The 16,471-nt window shown below is 66.0% G+C and carries 13 protein-coding genes and 1 pseudogene; 4 read left to right on the top strand and 10 right to left on the bottom strand.

Annotated features, from left to right (window positions below):
• Positions 1–23 precede the first annotated feature (23 nt).
• Positions 24–1,832 (bottom strand): methanol/ethanol family PQQ-dependent dehydrogenase, encoded by a 1,809-nt coding sequence (locus AC1DQR_RS06575; protein ID WP_416048530.1) that lies wholly within the window; start codon positions 1,830–1,832, stop codon positions 24–26.
• Between the two features lie 427 nt (positions 1,833–2,259).
• Between AC1DQR_RS06575 and AC1DQR_RS06570 the strand changes: the two genes are divergently transcribed.
• The 4 genes from AC1DQR_RS06570 (at position 2,260) to fae (ending at position 7,363) form a co-directional block, all read left to right on the top strand.
• Entirely contained in the window at positions 2,260–2,658 is a 399-nt protein-coding gene (locus AC1DQR_RS06570; RefSeq protein ID WP_309408468.1) for a hypothetical protein, read from the top strand.
• 226 nt (positions 2,659–2,884) lie between these two features.
• Entirely contained in the window at positions 2,885–4,924 is a 2,040-nt protein-coding gene (locus AC1DQR_RS06565) for a sigma-54-dependent Fis family transcriptional regulator (RefSeq protein WP_416048529.1), read from the top strand.
• Between the two features lie 315 nt (positions 4,925–5,239).
• Positions 5,240–6,460 (top strand): ATP-grasp domain-containing protein, encoded by a 1,221-nt coding sequence (locus AC1DQR_RS06560; RefSeq protein ID WP_416048528.1) that lies wholly within the window; start codon positions 5,240–5,242, stop codon positions 6,458–6,460.
• A gap of 390 nt (positions 6,461–6,850) precedes the next feature.
• On the top strand, positions 6,851–7,363 hold the full coding sequence (fae, locus tag AC1DQR_RS06555) for a formaldehyde-activating enzyme (RefSeq protein ID WP_253932662.1): 513 nt from the start codon (positions 6,851–6,853) through the stop codon (positions 7,361–7,363).
• A 60-nt stretch (positions 7,364–7,423) separates the two neighbouring features.
• Here fae and AC1DQR_RS06550 read toward each other — a convergent pair whose 3' ends face one another.
• The 9 genes and pseudogenes from AC1DQR_RS06550 to rpe all read right to left on the bottom strand — a co-directional run bounded on the left by AC1DQR_RS06550 (position 7,424) and on the right by rpe (position 16,470).
• The gene (locus AC1DQR_RS06550; RefSeq protein ID WP_253932661.1) at positions 7,424–8,023 is read right to left on the bottom strand and encodes an amino acid kinase family protein; all 600 of its coding nucleotides are present in this window, start codon (positions 8,021–8,023) and stop codon (positions 7,424–7,426) included.
• Between the two features lie 240 nt (positions 8,024–8,263).
• The gene (fba, locus tag AC1DQR_RS06545) at positions 8,264–9,301 is read right to left on the bottom strand and encodes a class II fructose-bisphosphate aldolase (RefSeq protein ID WP_416048527.1); all 1,038 of its coding nucleotides are present in this window, start codon (positions 9,299–9,301) and stop codon (positions 8,264–8,266) included.
• 88 nt (positions 9,302–9,389) lie between these two features.
• A complete protein-coding gene (locus AC1DQR_RS06540) occupies positions 9,390–10,598 on the bottom strand; it encodes a phosphoglycerate kinase (RefSeq protein WP_416048526.1) in 1,209 nt (402 codons plus the stop codon).
• 10 nt (positions 10,599–10,608) lie between these two features.
• A pseudogene (locus AC1DQR_RS06535) lies at positions 10,609–10,749 on the bottom strand (erythrose-4-phosphate dehydrogenase); the annotation flags it as partial.
• Positions 10,750–11,011: 262 nt separating this feature from the next.
• Positions 11,012–11,704 carry a phosphoglycolate phosphatase gene (gene gph, locus AC1DQR_RS06530; RefSeq protein ID WP_416048525.1) on the bottom strand — a complete coding sequence of 231 codons (693 nt, stop codon included), beginning with the start codon at positions 11,702–11,704 and terminating at the stop codon, positions 11,012–11,014.
• On the bottom strand, positions 11,704–13,716 hold the full coding sequence (gene tkt, locus AC1DQR_RS06525; RefSeq protein ID WP_416048524.1) for a transketolase: 2,013 nt from the start codon (positions 13,714–13,716) through the stop codon (positions 11,704–11,706). Before tkt ends, gph begins: the two co-directional genes overlap by 1 nt.
• A 10-nt stretch (positions 13,717–13,726) precedes the next feature.
• The gene (locus AC1DQR_RS06520) at positions 13,727–14,605 is read right to left on the bottom strand and encodes a phosphoribulokinase (RefSeq protein ID WP_416048523.1); all 879 of its coding nucleotides are present in this window, start codon (positions 14,603–14,605) and stop codon (positions 13,727–13,729) included.
• A gap of 11 nt (positions 14,606–14,616) precedes the next feature.
• The gene (locus AC1DQR_RS06515) at positions 14,617–15,702 is read right to left on the bottom strand and encodes a class 1 fructose-bisphosphatase (RefSeq protein ID WP_416048522.1); all 1,086 of its coding nucleotides are present in this window, start codon (positions 15,700–15,702) and stop codon (positions 14,617–14,619) included.
• Positions 15,703–15,753: 51 nt separating this feature from the next.
• Positions 15,754–16,470 carry a ribulose-phosphate 3-epimerase gene (gene rpe, locus AC1DQR_RS06510; protein ID WP_416048521.1) on the bottom strand — a complete coding sequence of 239 codons (717 nt, stop codon included), beginning with the start codon at positions 16,468–16,470 and terminating at the stop codon, positions 15,754–15,756.
• Position 16,471 lies beyond the last annotated feature (1 nt).

The raw sequence follows: 16,471 nt of genomic DNA, 5'->3' as shown, positions 1-16,471 counted from the left end.
CGTGGGGATGGAGAAGCCTGGCATCAGGTGGTCGGCAGCGCGAAGACGAACAGCGTGCCGCCGAGATCGGTGTACTTCGCCAGATCCTTGTAGCCGCCTACCGCGCCCAGGCCTTCGTTCGACTTCTCCAGCCCGGCCGCCATGCCAATGCCGGCCCATCCACCGATGCCCGAATAGACGCCGACGTACTGCTTGCCCTCGAACTGATAAGTGAAGACGTTGCCGATGATGCCGGAGGGGGTCTTGAACTTCCACAGCTCCTTCCCGTCCTTGATATTGACGGCCTTCACATAGCCCTCAAGCGTGCCATAGAAGGCAATATCGCCCGCCGTCGCCAGCGCGCCGGACCAGACCGAGAAGCGCTCCGGCTTGGACCACAGGATCTTGCCGGCAGCGGCATCCCAGGCAATGAAGTTGCCCATGCCGCCATGGCTCTTCGGCGTCGCGTACATCGACAGGGTCGCCCCCACATAGGGCTGGCCCGCGGTGTACTCGACCTGGAAGGGTTCATAGTCCATGCAGACGTGGTTGGTCGGCACCAGGAAAATGCCCGACTTGCGGTCGTAGCTCATCGGCTGCTGGTCCTTGGTGCCGAGCGCCGACGGGCAGATGCCCTTGACGTTGACATCCGGGCCCGTGGTGGCGGGCGAGTACTTGGCATTGACGACCGGGCGCCCGCTCTTCATGTCGATCTTGGATGCCCAGTTGATGGTCGGGTCGTATTTCTCCGCCACCAGCAGTTCGCCGGTCTCGCGATTGAGCGTGTAGCCGAAACCGTTGCGGTCCAGGTGCACCAGCGTGGGTACCTTCTTGCCCTTGATGTTCAGGTCGGCCAGCACGTTCTCGTTGACACCGTCGTAGTCCCACTCGTCGTGCGGCGTCATCTGGTAGACCCACTTGGCCTTGCCGGTATCCAGGTCCCGCGCGAACAGCGTCATCGACCACTTGTTGTCGCCGGGACGCTGCGCCGGATTCCACGTGCCCGGATTGCCGCTGCCATAGTAGACCAGGTTCAGCTTGGGATCGTAGGCATACCAGCCCCAGGTGGTGCCACCGCCCAGCTTCCACTGGTCGCCCTTCCAGGTCTTGACCGAGGAGTCCTTGCCGACCGGCGCCATCTTGCCGTCGGTCCAGGTCATGGTGGTGGCGGGATCGAACAGCAGCTCGTTGTCGGGACCGGTGCTAAAAGCGGTCCAGATTTTCTTGCCGGTCTTCAGGTCATAGGCGAGCAGGCGGCCGCGCACGCCGAACTCGCCGCCGGAGATGCCGGTGATGACCTTGTCCCTGAAGACGTGCGGGGCGTTGGTATTGGTCTCGCCCACCTTGGGATCGCCATTCTTGACGGTCCACATGACCTTGCCGGTCTTGGCATCGAGCGCCACCAGGGTGGTGTCGGCCTGCTGCAGCAGGATCTTGCCGTCGCCGTAGGCCAGGCCGCGGTTGACGGTGTCGCAGCACATCACCGGCACCACGTTGTTTTCCTGCTTGGGCTCGTACTTCCACTTGAAGGACTGGTCCTTCAGGTTGATCGCGATCACCTTGTTCGGAAACGGCGAGTGGATGAACATCGTGTCGCCGATCACCAGCGGCGAGCCTTCGTGGCCTCGCAGCACGCCGGTGGACACCGTCCACGCGACCTGCAGGTTTTTCACGTTGCCGGCGTTGACTTGCTTGAGCTCGCTGTAGCGATGGTTGGCATAGTCGCCAGCCTGCGCTGCCCAGTTAGCCGGATTGGCCACCAGCTTGTCCAGCTCGGCATCCGCGCGTACGGTAAATGACGCGGTGGTTGTGGCAAGCATCGCCATCCCCACCATCATGGTCCGGAATTTCATGTCTCCTCCGTCTTTCTTTACGTGACAAAGTCTGGATCCCGCTTCCTGCGCGCCGCCTCTGGCTCTTCAACTGAAACTGATTGCGCGGGTTGCGAACCTGGCAGCCGTCGGAAAGGTGCCGCGCAGGCTTCTGCACGATCCATGCCCGAGCCGCGCGGTCGCCGCTTGCGATGCGAGTGTGCGGTTGGTCTTGAACGCTTCGTCCCAGGCGGGCATTCGCGCTGCGTGGCCCGGCCGGTGCAATGCGCTCGCATTCGTTCCAGGCTGAGGCGCGAGGCCGGGACAATATGTGTCAGAACTGGACCAGAAAGGCGGCATAGCGGGTTCGCGTGCCGCCGTGGCGGGATGGCGCGCGACTTGCATCGTTATTGGGACAAGATTGCACAAGACGTTGCAAAGAAAGCGCACATAACGAGGAGACCCCCACATGCAGCCCTCCATCTTCGGCCTCCGGCAGCTCGCCTGCGTGCTAGCGGCTTTGACCGTGGTTCCTGTCGCCGCGCAAACCGCACAAGACCTGCCCGCCAACAACTACCCCACCACCGCCCGCGTCGAATATGTGGGCGAGTGCATGGCAAGGAACGGCGGTGCCTACGTGTATCTGCACAAGTGTTCGTGCGCGATCGACCGGATCGCGGCGCAGCTGCCATACGACGAGTATGTCGAATCGTCTACCTTCGCAAAGTACGCCACGCTCGGCGGCGAAGGGGGCGCGATATTCCGCGATCCGGAATACGGCAAGCACGCAGCCAAACGCTATCGCGGCGTCCAGGACGATGCGCTGCGCGCCTGCGGCGTTTCGTTGGCGACGCGCGCTGCGCGCTGAATTCGGCGCAGCCGGGGCATCTGAGGGTTTCCGCCCCGTTGATGCGATCGGAAGTCCGGCCTATAGTGTCACCTCTTGACAAAAGATCGGCTTCCATCAGCAGAACTACAGGCGCCGGTTTCCTTATTGCATCGCAGCGATTGCACTGCGGCTATGGCATCGCAACAGTTCGCGCCACGCCAGATTGCACCGCACAAAAGAGCCCGCAGGCTAAAGGAGGAGCTCGGTGACAACACTTCAGTCCGCCAGTCACCATGTCGCGCAGATTCTCAATGTCGTCAATGGACAGTTGTGCGGCACGCAGAACAGCTCCGTGGTGACACGCTCCTGGGCGCGCTGCCTGCGGGACTTCCAGCTCGACCCTGCGCAGCAGCGCCTGCCTCCGATCCTGACCCAGCCGGAGTTCAATGAGCGGCGCGACCGCATGAGCGACCTGATTGCCTGCGCCAAGCTGGAGATGACCACGCTCTACCAGCAGCTCGCCGATCCCGAGCTGGCCGTGGTGCTGACCGATGTGGATGGTGTCATCGTGCATATGGTGTCGTCGGTCGGGTTCTCGCAGGACGTGGAGCCCCTGGGCTTCCGCACCGGTGCGGTCTGGAGCGAGCGCGAGGCCGGTACCAACGGCATGGGCACTTGCCTGATCGAAGCCGAGCCGGTCGCGGTGCGTCAGAATGAACACTATTTCGCGCAGTACACCTCGCTGACGTGCTCGGCCTCGCCGATCTTCAACGACCGTGGCGAACTGACCGCCGTGCTCGATGTCACCAGCCGCTCGCCGTTGCTGCAGCAGCATTCTCTGGTGCTGGTGGGCATGTCCCGCCAGATGATTGAAAACCGGTTGATGGATGAGCGTTTCAAGCACGCACACCAGATCCATTTCCACAGCCGCCCCGAACTCGTCAACACCCTGCACGAAGGCAAGCTCGCGGTCGACGACAGCGGAAGGGTGCTGGCAGCCAATCGCAGCGCGCTGTTTCAGCTGGATTTTCGCTCGCTGTCCGCCCTGCTCGGCAAACAGATCGACGAATTGTTCAAGACCTCGCTCGACGAGATCCTGGCGCGGTGCGCGCGCAACTCCTTCCATCCGGTGCCGGTCTATCGCGCGAGCGCGTCGAACCGCTTCTTCATGGTGGCCCAGCAGCCGAACCTCGGCACCGGTGGCGGCGCGAGAGCGGCCAGCGCCCAAGCTGCGCCGCGAGCGGCCAGCGAGGCCCCCCTGGCGGCCGTCCCGCGCGACCCGGCCACGGTGGCACCGTCCACCAGGCTGGCCTTTGGCGACCCGCAGATGGAAGCACAGGTCCGGCTGGCGCAGCGCGTGATCACCCGGCGCATCCCCATCCTGCTGCACGGGGAGACCGGCAGCGGCAAGGAGGTCTTCGCCAATGCCCTGCACCAGATGAGCCCGGCGCGCGAGCGCGCCTTTGTCGCCATCAACTGTGCTTCGCTGCCGGAGAACCTGATCGAAAGCGAATTGTTCGGCTACCGCGCCGGCGCGTTTACCGGCGCCCAGCGCGAAGGCCGGCGCGGCAAGATCATCCAGGCCAACGGCGGTACGCTGTTCCTGGACGAGATCGGCGACATGCCCATGACATTACAGTCCCGTCTGCTGCGCGTGCTGGAAGAACGCCAGGTCTCGCCGCTCGGCTCGGAGACGGTGGTCAAGGTCGACTTCCAGCTGGTCAGCGCAAGTCACCGCAACCTGGCCGGACTGGTGCAGAGCGGCCAGTTCCGCGAAGACCTGTTCTACCGGCTCAACGGCATCGAGTTGCGCCTGCCGCCGCTGCGCGAGCGCACCGACCGGCTCACGCTGATGCAACACATCCTCGCCGAGGAGGCGGAGCCGGACCAGGCACCGACGCTGTCGCCGGACGCCGTGCAAGCACTGCTGCGCTACCCCTGGCCCGGCAATCTCCGGCAGTTGCGCCACGTGCTGCGCACCGCCCTGGCACTGTGCGACGGCGAAACCATCGCTTGCCAGCACCTGCCGGCGGAAATTGTGCAAGGCGCGGGAGAAGCCGGCGCGCCCCGCGAGCCGGCCATGGCGGCACAGCCCGAAATGCCAGACGATGAGGCCAAGGCGCTGGCGCAGTTCAATGCCATCCAGCTCAACGAACGCGACACCATCCTCGGCCTGCTCCACAAGCACCGCTGGAACGTCAGCACTGTAGCCCGCTCGCTCTCCATCAGCCGGAACACGCTGTACCGCAAGATACATCGGCTGCATATCAACCTGGCGCAGGCCGAAACATCCGAGCAGTCGTAGCGTCGCCGCCCTGCGCGTGCCGCACCGAGGGGGCTGGCAGCCCCCTCGTACCCGTTACCCATCCCACTGATCACGCCGTTGTCCAATAGCGCCCCCGGACGCGTGACAGCCTGTGTGAAAAGCAGAACAAAGACCGTGACAGTGCAAGGCCTTGCCGCTTGCAAAAGGCCCGATTCGCCCCCGATCCCACGTGCGTGGCTCGCTTGGTATGCCGATTGCTTTTGTAGCGAATGCGAGCGCCTCTTCGACGCCAGCATCGCAGCCGAGATGCCGAAGCCCGCCCGCGGAATGCGCTCCGATCTACCCTGGCCCACCATGCCCTCCCAGACCCTCATCGTCGCCGCCCTGTCATCGCGGATGATGGCCGAGTCCGCAGCGCAAGCCGGCTTGCGCGTGGCCGCCCTGGACCTGTTCGGCGATGCCGACACGCGGCATGTCGCGGCGCGCTGGGAGCCGATCGGCGCCACCGGGTCGATGGCGGTCGACGGCGAGCACGTGCTCGCCGCGCTGCGCCGGCTGCGCGACACGGAGCATCCGTTTGGCTGGGTTGCCGGCAGCGGCTTCGAACAACTGCCCGAGTTGCTCGAAGCCGGCCACGCGCTGGTGCCGCTGCTCGGCAACAGCGCCGCCACTGTGCGCGGCGTCAAGCAGCCCAGCGCCTTCTTCCGGCTGCTGGCCGCGCTCGGCATTCCGCATCCGGAAACCACCATGGAGATGCCGCGCGATCCGGCAGGCTGGCTGTGCAAAGCTGTCGGCGGCACCGGCGGCTGGCATATCCGCCAGCTGGCCGGCACGGATGCCTGCGCTGCAGACGCCGCCCAAGCCACCCGGTATTTCCAGCGGCAAAGCCCCGGCCTGCCGATGTCCGCGCTATTTGTTGCTCACCGCCGCGGCGTTCAGCTAGTCGGCATCAGCCTGCAGCGCATCGGCTCACACCACGACTGCCCCTATCTGTTCCACGGCGCTGCCGGCCCGGCGATGCTGCCGGCAAGCACCACCGCGCGCCTCGTCGAGATCATCCACTGCGTCGCGCGCGAAACCAGCCTGGTCGGCCTGAACAGCATCGACTTCCTGTTCGAGGCGCCGGACATCATGGTGCTCGAAGTCAACCCGCGGCCGCCGGCCAGCATGGCGCTCTATGCCGATGCCTATCCGCTCGGCCTGATGCACGCGCACCTGCAGGCCTGCCGCGGCGAGACGCCCGAGCTACCGGTGGCGCGGCGGGCCGGCGTGCGCGGCTTCCAGCTGGTCTTCGCGCAAGACCCCGCGCAGATCAACGCCAGGCTCACTGCCGCGCTGATGCGCACTGGCTGGTGCCACGACATTCCCGTTCCCGGCAGCTATGTGGCTGCCGGCCACCCCTTCTGCTCGGTCTCCGCCACCGGCCTGACGCAGGCCGCAACCGAAGTCGAGCTGCACCGGCGCTGCGAGCAGATCCAGTCCTTGCTGAAGGCGCGCAACGATGAACTCCGCCGCACCAGCGGCATCCCCACGGCGCTTGCCGGCGGCCCTCACAGCCTGCACCAGCACGCTTAGCCAGCCCCAGCCGGGCTCCCAACCCGACCGTCGGATCCCCAAGTGCTGCTGCACGGAAGCTTGCGCGCCTGCCAGGTGCGTAAGCACTCTCCGTCTCGACCCGCTTCTGCCTCTCACGCCGCATGTGCAAGCACGATTTGCCGTTCGCACAGAGTGTCACCCATCAGGCACGCGTCTGGCACAGACGCCTGCGCGGCGGCCATCCATCTGCGCCGCTCTCACCGCCGCCAGCGCAATGACCGCAGCCCCTATCGCCCTTGGGCTCTGTCCTGCCGACCCGCCTTTCGCGCCGCGCCGCGGCTTGGCATGGAACGTGTTAGGTAAAGCCCGGGGGGACACATTGCGCCTTCTTTTCTTTTCCTGAACATCCTCTATCCGGGAGACTCGCAAATGGCAAAAATTGATCGTGTTCGTGTTGGAGAATCGCTGGTCGGCGACGGCAACGAGGTCGCGCATATCGACCTGATCCTTGGGCCGCGCGGCTCGGCTGCGGAGACCGCCTTCTGCAACGCGCTGACCAACAACAAGGACGGCTTCACCTCCTTGCTCGCCGTGGTGGCGCCGAACCTGCAGGCCAAGCCCAATACCGTGCTATTCAACAAGGTCACCATCAAGGGCGCCAAGCAGGCCGTGCAGATGTTCGGCCCGGCCCAGCGCGGCGTTGCAATGGCGGTGGCCGATAGCGTGGAAGACGGCACCATTCCCGCCGCCGAAGCCGACGACTTGTTTATCAGCGTGGGCGTGTTCATCCACTGGCAGGCCGAGGACGACACCAAGATCCAGGACTACAACTACCAGGCCACGCGCGAAGCCATCCAGCGCGCCGTGGGGGGCTGGCCGAGCGCCGCCGAAGTGGTAGCGAAGAAGCAGAGTTCGGCACATCCATTCGCGGCGCATAGCTGATCGGCGGACATGCGCAGGCCGACCTCGGCCGGCCTGCGCATCAAGCATTGCACACCGTAGCTAGTAGCTGCATCCGGCTGCCGGATGCAGCAGCAGTTCGCGCATGCGTGCCAGTTCGCTCTTGTGCAGAAATTCGATAGGATATGGCGCGCCGTGCGTGAAATGCGCGAAGCGCCGGTCCACCAGCCCTTGCGCGGCATATTGCTCCACCGCCTGGCCGGCATCGGCCGGCGTGGATTTGACCAGCAGCAGCATCTCGGCGTTGAGGCGGTTCGACAGCCACGCGGCCATGCTGTCCGAACCGACGCCCGGGTGCGTCATCTCGTCGGCCTGCTCGCGCAACAGCGAAAACGGCGCCCACACCGCCACGCCGGCGTTGCGCAGCACGCCCTGAATGTCTTTCTCGTGCACCGCCAGCGACATGCCGGGGCACATGCCCTGCATCATCAGCCCATACTGGGCCATGGCCAGCACCGCCATATTGTGCGCCACCACATGGTCGAATGCCCACTGCGCCCGGTGCTCGCGAACCTGCTCCGCGAAGCCGCCGCCGCCCGGCACCACCACGATGCGGCCGCCGCCGAGTTCGCTCAACTCCTGCAACCACTCGCGCAACAACGGGTCGCGGCCGAGGCTGCCGCCGAGTTTTACTACCCACATAGCCACTCCAAGGCTGCAGAATCCGCCTTGGCACACTCACGTTCCGTGCCAGCACGGCGCGGCCAATAACGGGGTGCCGGCACTTGCGCCATGGTGACAGTCTGCGACAGGCATGGCACACAAGCTGTCCCGCGCCGCGCTTCGATCCGCGCAAAGAGATAAAGCGCCAGACCGCGCCCGCGCTCCATAGTGCGGGGACGGTCTGGCGCTTTGCCGGGCACGCGGGACTGCTCGCCTCGCCTAGCGGTAGCGCGGCACCATCTTCTCCAGCGGTACCGGCTTGATCCTCGCCGCCTGCCCGGCACAGCCGAACGCCTCGAAGCGCAGGCGTACCACGCCCTTGGCGCCCTTCTTGGCCGCCAGCAGTGCCTTGCGCGGATCGAACTCGCTGCGGTCGTCGGCGAGGGACTTGCGGATGGCGCCGGTCATGGCCAGGCGGATATCGGTATCGATATTCACCTTGCGCACGCCGGTCTTGATGCCGCGCAGGATTTCCTCGACCGGCACGCCATAGGTTTCCTTGATCTCGCCACCGTACTGGCGAATGATCTCCAGCCACTCCTGCGGCACCGAGCTGGAACCATGCATGACCAGGTGGGTGCTGGGAATCTTCTGATGGATCTCGCGGATGCGGTCCATCGCCAGGATGTCGCCGGTCGGCTTGCGCGAGAACTTGTAGGCGCCGTGGCTGGTGCCGATGGCAATGGCCAGCGCATCCACGCCAGTGCGGGCGACGAAGTCGCGCGCCTGGTCCGGGTCGGTCAACATCATGTCGTGCGACAGGATGCCAGCGGCGCCGACGCCATCCTCCTCGCCGGCTTGCCCGGTTTCGAGCGAGCCCAGGCAGCCCAGTTCGCCCTCGACCGATACCCCTACGGCATGCGCCATCTCGCAGACGCGGCGGGTCACGTCGACGTTGTAGCCGTAGTCCGACGGCGTCTTCATGTCTTCGCGCAGCGAACCGTCCATCATCACGCTGGTAAAGCCCGAGCGGATCGAGGCCTGGCACACCGCCGGGCTGGAGCCGTGATCCTGGTGCAGCACGATGGGAATATCCGGATGCGTCTCCGCCGCGGCCTGCACCATATGGCGCAGGTAGGCCTCGCCGGCATACTTGCGCGCGCCGGCCGAGGCCTGCAGGATGACTGGGCTGCCGGTCTCTTCGGCGGCTTCCATGATGGCGTGGATCTGCTCGAGGTTATTGACGTTGAAAGCCGGCACGCCGTAGCCGAACTCTCCCGCGTGGTCCAGCAACTGGCGCAGGGATACGAGTGACATGATGCAACTCCTTAAGTTTACTCAGACTCGTTGACTCAGATTCGTTGACTCAGATTCGCTAGGATCGGCAATCCAGAGCGGACGCGCCTCACGCTGCGGCACGCTGCTCCAACACATCGAAGGCCGGCAGCTTCCTGCCCTCCAGGAATTCCAGGAAGGCGCCGCCACCGGTCGAGATATAGCCAACCTGCGCGGCAATGCCGTACTTGGCGATGGCGGCCAGCGTGTCGCCGCCACCGGCAATCGAGAACGCCTTCGAAGCGGCGATGGCTTGCGCCAGCACCCTGGTGCCGTTTCCGAACTGGTCGAACTCGAACACGCCCACCGGCCCGTTCCAAACGATGGTGCCGGCCGCCATGAGCTGCCCGGCCAGTAGCGCTGCTGTGTCCGGTCCGAGGTCCAGGATCATGTCGTCGCCGGCCACATCATCGGCGCGCTTCACTGTGGCGGCGGCGGTGGCGCCCAACGCCTTGGCGCACACCACGTCCACGGGGATGGTCACCGCGGCACCGCGCGCGGCCATCATCTCGATGATGGCGCGGGCCTGCGCCACCAGGCCTGACTCGGCCAGGGAGCCGCCGATCTTCAGGCCGGCCGCCAGCATGAAGGTATTGGCGATGCCGCCACCCACGATAAGCTGGTCGACCTTGGCAGCCAGCGATTTCAGGATGGAGAGCTTGGTCGATACCTTGGAGCCCGCCACGATGGCAACCAGCGGACGCGCCGGCTGGCCCAGCGCACGGCCCAGCGCTTCGATCTCGGCGGTCAGCAGCGGGCCCGCGCAGGCCACCGGCGCGTATTTGGCGATGCCGTGGGTGGTCGCCTCGGCGCGGTGTGCCGTGCCGAAGGCGTCGTTGATGTAGATGTCGCACAGCCTGGCCATCTTCTGCGCGAGTTCATCGCTGTTGGACTTCTCGCCCTTGTTCTCGCGGCAGTTCTCCAGCAGCACCACATGGCCCGGAGGAACGTCGAAGCCGCCGTTGACCCAGCCGGCCAGCAACGGCACCTCGCGCCCCAGCAGCGCAGAAAGGCGGCGGCGCACCGGCGCCAGGCTGTGGCGCGGATCCGGCTCGCCCTCCACGGGCCGCCCCAGGTGCGAGGTCACCATGACCGCCGCGCCGGCTTGCAGGCAGGCTTCGATGGCAGGCACCGAGGCGCGGATGCGGGTGTCGTCGGTGATGTCCCCGGCGGCATCCCGCGGCACATTGAGGTCCGCGCGGATAAAGACGCGCTTGCCGGCGACTTCGCCGCTGGCCAGCAGCGCCGCTAGCGTGTGTACTGCCCCGATGGTCGGCATGGCACGGCTCCTAGTGGGCGCTGGCGAACGCCACCGCGGTATCCAGCATGTGCTTGGAGAAGCCCCATTCGTTGTCGTACCAGCTGCAAACCTTGACCAGCGCGCCGGAGACCTTGGTCAGGGTCGCGTCGAAGCTGGACGAAGCCGGATTGCGCTGGGCCAGCACGCGGATCCCGTCGCGGCCCTTGCCGGCCTCGATGTCATGGTGCTTGCCGCTTTCGTAGTGCGCGCGCAGCACGTTGCGGCCAATGCGGCCGTAGCCGTTGATGGCAACCTTGATGCTCATGGCTCCCTGTCTCCGTATGGTTGTTTTGTGTGGTTCAAAAGTGGTTCAAAAGTGGTTCATAACTGGTTCATCGGACTTCTGAACGAGGTTGACTGACTGCCTGTTCGCTCCCCTCGCCCTGTCCGGTTCAAGCCCGTATCCGGCGCGCGGGTGCGAGCAGCGCCGGCAGGTCCTCCAGCGAGTCGATCACCGCGTCGGCACCCAGCGCGGCAACGCCGCCGGGCCCGGCATAGCCGTAGCGCACCAGGAAGACCGGCATGCCTGCGGCGCGCGCCGCCGCCACGTCCACCGCCGAGTCGCCCACCAGCACGCTGTGCGCGGCCTCGGCCTGCAGCAGCCGGCACGCATGGCGCAGCGGCTCGGGGTCCGGCTTCATCTGCGCGATCGAGTCGCCGCCGACCAGGACCTCCAGGTACCTGGCCAGGCCGGTCATGGCCAGCAGCGGCGCCGCCAGCGCCCTGGGCTTGTTGGTCACGCACGCGAGCCGGCAGCCCTGGCGCTGCAATGCCGCCAGTCCGGCCTGCACGCCGGGGAAGACGCGGCCCAGGTGTCCGTTGACTTCGGCATAGTGGCGGTGGAACAGCGCCTCGGCGGACTCCGCCCCGCCCTGCCCGACTCCCGCGGTCTCCAGCACGCGCCGCACCAGGTTGGGCACGCCCTTGCCGATAAAGCCGCTGATGGTGTCGAAGGGCAATGGCGCGCGGCCCAGCTCGTCCAGCATGCGGTTGGCGGCCTCCACAATGTCGTGCGCGGTATCGACCAGGGTGCCGTCGAGGTCGATCAGCACCGCGGCGCAAGGCGTGTCCGGTGCGCTGCGCATCACGGCCTCCCCAGCAGCGCGCGCGCCGCGTCCGCGACCCGGGCCGGCGTCAGGCCAAAGTGCTGGTACAGCGCTTCGGCCGGTGCCGAGGCACCGAAGGTATCGATTCCCACAGTGGCGCCCTGCTCGCCCACCACCGCGCGCCAGAACCAGGTGACGCCGGCTTCCACGCTGATGCGTGGCACACCGGCCGGCAGCACCGCTTCCCGGTAGGCCGCGTCCTGCGCATGGAAGCGCTCCACGCAGGGCATCGACACCACGCGCGCGCGGATCCCTTCTTCGGCCAGGTGGGCAGCGGCACGCACCGCAATCTCCACTTCCGAACCGGTGGCGATCAGCACCGCCTGCGGCGCCTCCGCGTCTTGCAGCACATAGCCGCCGCGCCGAATGCCGGCAAGTTGCCCGCCATCGCGCGCGAACGGCGTCAGCGCCTGGCGCGACAGCAGCAGGCAGGTCGGCCCGTCGCCGCGCTGCACCGCATCCAGCCAGGCGAGCGCGGTTTCCACGCCGTCGCAAGGGCGCCAGACCTGGTTGTTCGGGATCAGCCGCAAGCTGGCCGCGTGCTCGACCGGCTGGTGGGTGGGACCGTCCTCGCCCAGACCGATCGAATCATGGGTGAGCACATGGATCACGCGTTGCCGCATCAGCGCGGCCATGCGGATGGCGTTCCGGGCGTAGTCGGAAAACACCATGAACGTGCCACCGTACGGAATCAGCCCGCCGTGCAGGGCCATGCCGTTCATCACCGCCGCCATGCCGAACTCGCGCACGCCGTAGCTGACGTAGTTGCCCTGGCCGGCATGGTTGACCCAGATGGAGGATTTCACGTCGGTCAGGTTGGAGCCGGTCAGGTCGGCCGAGCCGCCCAGCAGTTCGGGCAAGGCGGCGGTCAGCGCTTCCAGCGTGAGCTGCGATGCCTTGCGCGTGGCGATCTTGCCGTGCAGGGCCGATGGCGTCTCCAGCAAGGCCATCAACCCGGCTTCGAATCCTTCCGGCAACCTGCCCTGATCGCGGCGCAGGAACTCCGCGGCCAGCTCCGGATACGCCGTGCTGTACCAGGCGAAGCGTGCGTTCCAGTCTGCCTCGCGCTCGGCGCCCAGCGCACGCGCGTCCCAGGCGGCAGCCACGTCGGGCGGCACCGTGAACGGTTCGGCGTCCCAGGCGAGCGTTTCGCGCATGGCGGCGATCTCCTGCGCGCCCAGCGGCGCGCCATGCACGTCGTGCCCGCCGGCCTTGGCCGGCGCGCCCTTGCCGATCACCGTCTTGCAGCAGATCAGCGTGGGCCGCTCGCCCTGCGCCTTGGCCTGGCGGACGGCAGCATCGATGGCATGCGCATCGTGGCCGTCGACGTTCGGAATCACATGCCAGCCATAGGCTTCAAAGCGCCGCGGCGTATCGTCGGCAAACCAGCCCGACACGTCGCCGTCGATGGAGATGCCGTTATCGTCGTAAAGGCAGATCAGCTTGCCGAGCTTAAGCGTGCCCGCCAGCGAGCAGGCCTCGTGGCTGATGCCCTCCATCAAACAGCCGTCACCAAGGAACACATATGTGTGATGATCGACGATGGTATGGCCAGCCCGATTGAAATGGACGGCCAGCAACTTCTCCGACAGCGCCATGCCAACCGCGTTGGCCAGACCCTGCCCGAGCGGGCCGGTGGTGGTCTCAATGCCCGGTGTGTGGCCGACTTCCGGATGCCCCGGCGTGGCCGAATGCAACTGGCGAAACTGGCGCAGCTGCGCCATCGGCAGCGCGTAGCCGCTCAGGTGGAGCAACCCATACAGCAGCATGGAAGCATGGCCGTTGGAGAGCACGAAGCGGTCGCGGTCGGGCCATGCCGGGTTGGCGGGGTTATGGCGCAGGTGATGCCGCCACAGCACTTCGGCCATCTCGGCCATGCCCATGGGCGCGCCCGGATGGCCAGACCTGGCCTGCTCCACCGCGTCGGCTGCGAGAAAGCGCAGTGCGTTGGCGCAGCGCGCCGCCGAATCGATACGTTCTGGTGCGTTCATGGTCGGGTTCTCACAAGTCGGCGCGCTTGCGGCGCTCCATCATGCGCAGCACAAAGGGGGTGAAGATCAACTGCATGGCCAACTCCATCTTGCCGCCGGGCACCACGATGGTATTGGCGCGCGACATGAAGGAGTCATGCACCATGCTCAGCAGGTATTGGAAGTCGATGCCCTTAGGGTTGGCGAAGCGGATCACCACCATGCTTTCGTCCGGCGCCGGAATCTCGCGGGCGATAAACGGGTTGGAGGTATCCACGCACGGCACGCGCTGGAAATTCACGTGGGTGCGCGAGAACTGCGGGCAGATGTAATTGACGTAGTCCGGCATGCGCCGCAGGATGGTGTCGGTCACCGCCTCGCTCGAGTAGCCACGCTGCTTCTGGTCGCGCCACAGCTTCTGGATCCATTCCAGGTTGATCACTGGCACCACGCCGATCAGCAGGTCGGGATAGCGGGCCACGTTGACCTCATCAGTCACCACACCGCCGTGCAGGCCCTCGTAGAACAGCAGCTCGGCGTCCTCCGGCAGCGGCTCCCAGGCGGTAAAGGTGCCGGGCTCCTGCTGGAAGGCGGCGGCCTCGTCGGCGTTGTGCAGGTAGCGTCGCCGCATGCCGGTGCCGGACTCGGCATAGGTGCGGAACAGGTTTTCCAGCTCGCCAAAGAGATTGGTGCCGGGGCCAAAGTGGCTGAAGTTCATATTGCCGCTCTGCTCCGCCTCGGTCATCCGGACCTTCATCTCGGCGCGGTTGTAGCGGTGGAAACTGTCGCCCTCGATCACCACGGATTTCACGTCTTCGCGGCGGAAGATGTTCTCGAAGGTGCGGGTGACGGAGGTGGTGCCGGCGCCGGAGGAGCCGGTAATGGCGATGATGGGATAGCGTTCGGACATGACCATGCACCTCAGGCGGGGACGCGGAACAGGCTGCGTTCGTTGAACAGGGGATTAGGAAGCTCGGCGCCGGGCGGATCGCTGTGATAGCGCTCGATCCGTTCCACCTCGTTGCGCGAGCCGAAGACCACGCCGATGCGCTGGTGCAGCGCGCCCGGCTGGACCGACATCAACGGCTGCCGGCCGGTGCTGGCGCGCCCGCCGGCCTGCTCCATCAGGAAGGCGATGGGGTTGGCCTCGTACAGCAGGCGCAGGCGACCGGCCTTGGCCGGGTCCTTGCTGTCGCGTGGATACATGAAGACGCCGCCGCGCATCAGGATGCGGTGCGCTTCGGCCACCATCGAGGCAATCCAGCGCATATTGAAATCCTTGCCGCGCGGCCCGGTCTTGCCCGCCACGCACTCGGCAATGTACTGCCGCACCGGCGCCTCCCAGAAGCGGCTGTTGGAGGTGTTGATGGCAAACTCGTGCGTGTCCGGCGGCACCATCAGGTTGGCGTGGGTGAGGAAGAATTCACCGAGGTTGGGATCCAGCGTGAAGCCGTTGACGCCATTGCCCACGGTGAGCACCAGCATGGTGGTGGGACCATAGATGGCGTAGCCGGCCGCGACCTGGGCCGTGCCGGGTTGCAGGAAATGCTGGTCGGCCACCGCATCCACGCCCTGCGGTGCGCGCAGCACGGAGAAAATGCTGCCCACCGAGACGTTGACATCGATATTGGATGAGCCATCGAGCGGATCGAACACCAGCAGGTACTTGCCGCGCGGATATTGCGACGGGATCTGGTAAGGCGCCTCCATTTCCTCCGACGCCATGCCGGCCAGGTAGCCGCCCCACTCGTTGACGCGCAGGAAGGCAGCATTGCTTAGCACATCGAGCTTTTGCTGCGTCTCGCCCTGTACGTTGACGGCGCCGTCGGCGCTGCCATGCAGGCCGCCTAGCGCGCCAAGCGCGACGGCGCGTGCGATTTCCTTGCAGGCCATGGCGACGTTGAGTATCAGGCCGTTGAAGCCGCCGCTGGCCTGCGGATAGCGGCGGCGCTCCTCGATCAGGAATTGCGTCAAGGTCATTCGGTGTGGGTGGTTTTGCTGTGGCATGGCAGGTCTCCTCTTTTTATCTGTCTTTGCTTTGCGTGCCGGAGCGCGGCGCTAGGCCAGCGCCGCCTCTCGCAAACGCCGAAGAACGGCGCGGTAGCCGCCGTCCGGATCCGGCGCGCCGAATACCGCGCTGCCGGCGACGAACGTATCCGCGCCCGCACGAACGATCTCGGCAATGTTGTCGCCCTTCACGCCGCCGTCGATCTCCAGCCAGACGGGCTGGCCGCCGCCCTCAACGTGCCGGTCGATGCGGGCACGCGCCTCGCGCAGCTTGGCGAGCGTGCCTGGAATGAACTTTTGCCCACCGAAGCCCGGATTCACGCTCATCAGCAACACCATGTCGAGCTTGTCCAGCGTGTGGGCCAGGTAGTCCAGCGGCGTGGCCGGATTGAATACCAGGCCGGCCTTGCAGCCGTGCTCGCGAATCAGCCCGATAGTGCGGTCGACATGGCGGCTCGCTTCCGGATGAAAGGTGATGATCGAGGCGCCAGCCTTGGCGAACATCGGGATCAGCGCATCGACCGGCTCCACCATCAGGTGCACGTCGATGGGGATGGAGACATGCGGGCGGATCGCCTCGCACACCAGGGGGCCGATGGTCAGGTTGGGCACGTAGTGGTTGTCCATCACGTCGAAATGCACCAGGTCCGCACCCGCCGCCTCGATCGCGCGCACTTCCTCGCCCAGCCGCGCGAAATCGGCGGACAGGATCGAGGGCGCGAGGCGAATCGTGCGGCTATTGCCGCCTTCATGGTCATGGGTACGCATA

The sequence above is a fragment of the Cupriavidus sp. 05L411 genome, assembly GCF_056398045.1.
This window is presented reverse-complemented; position numbering and strand designations above follow the sequence as displayed.

What these genes read in the sequence shown, in the direction of transcription:
- tkt (WP_416048524.1), bottom strand. Translation starts at nt 13,716, where the DNA reads ATGAACGCACCAGAACGTATCGATTCGGCGGCGCGCTGCGCCAACGCA.
- AC1DQR_RS06570 (WP_309408468.1), top strand. Translation starts at nt 2,260, where the DNA reads ATGCAGCCCTCCATCTTCGGCCTCCGGCAGCTCGCCTGCGTGCTAGCG.
- AC1DQR_RS06520 (WP_416048523.1), bottom strand. Translation starts at nt 14,605, where the DNA reads ATGTCCGAACGCTATCCCATCATCGCCATTACCGGCTCCTCCGGCGCC.
- AC1DQR_RS06575 (WP_416048530.1), bottom strand. Translation starts at nt 1,832, where the DNA reads ATGAAATTCCGGACCATGATGGTGGGGATGGCGATGCTTGCCACAACC.
- fae (WP_253932662.1), top strand. Translation starts at nt 6,851, where the DNA reads ATGGCAAAAATTGATCGTGTTCGTGTTGGAGAATCGCTGGTCGGCGAC.
- AC1DQR_RS06550 (WP_253932661.1), bottom strand. Translation starts at nt 8,023, where the DNA reads ATGTGGGTAGTAAAACTCGGCGGCAGCCTCGGCCGCGACCCGTTGTTG.
- AC1DQR_RS06560 (WP_416048528.1), top strand. Translation starts at nt 5,240, where the DNA reads ATGCCCTCCCAGACCCTCATCGTCGCCGCCCTGTCATCGCGGATGATG.
- gph (WP_416048525.1), bottom strand. Translation starts at nt 11,704, where the DNA reads ATGCGCAGCGCACCGGACACGCCTTGCGCCGCGGTGCTGATCGACCTC.
- fba (WP_416048527.1), bottom strand. Translation starts at nt 9,301, where the DNA reads ATGTCACTCGTATCCCTGCGCCAGTTGCTGGACCACGCGGGAGAGTTC.
- rpe (WP_416048521.1), bottom strand. Translation starts at nt 16,470, where the DNA reads ATGCGTACCCATGACCATGAAGGCGGCAATAGCCGCACGATTCGCCTC.
- AC1DQR_RS06515 (WP_416048522.1), bottom strand. Translation starts at nt 15,702, where the DNA reads ATGCCACAGCAAAACCACCCACACCGAATGACCTTGACGCAATTCCTG.
- AC1DQR_RS06540 (WP_416048526.1), bottom strand. Translation starts at nt 10,598, where the DNA reads ATGCCGACCATCGGGGCAGTACACACGCTAGCGGCGCTGCTGGCCAGC.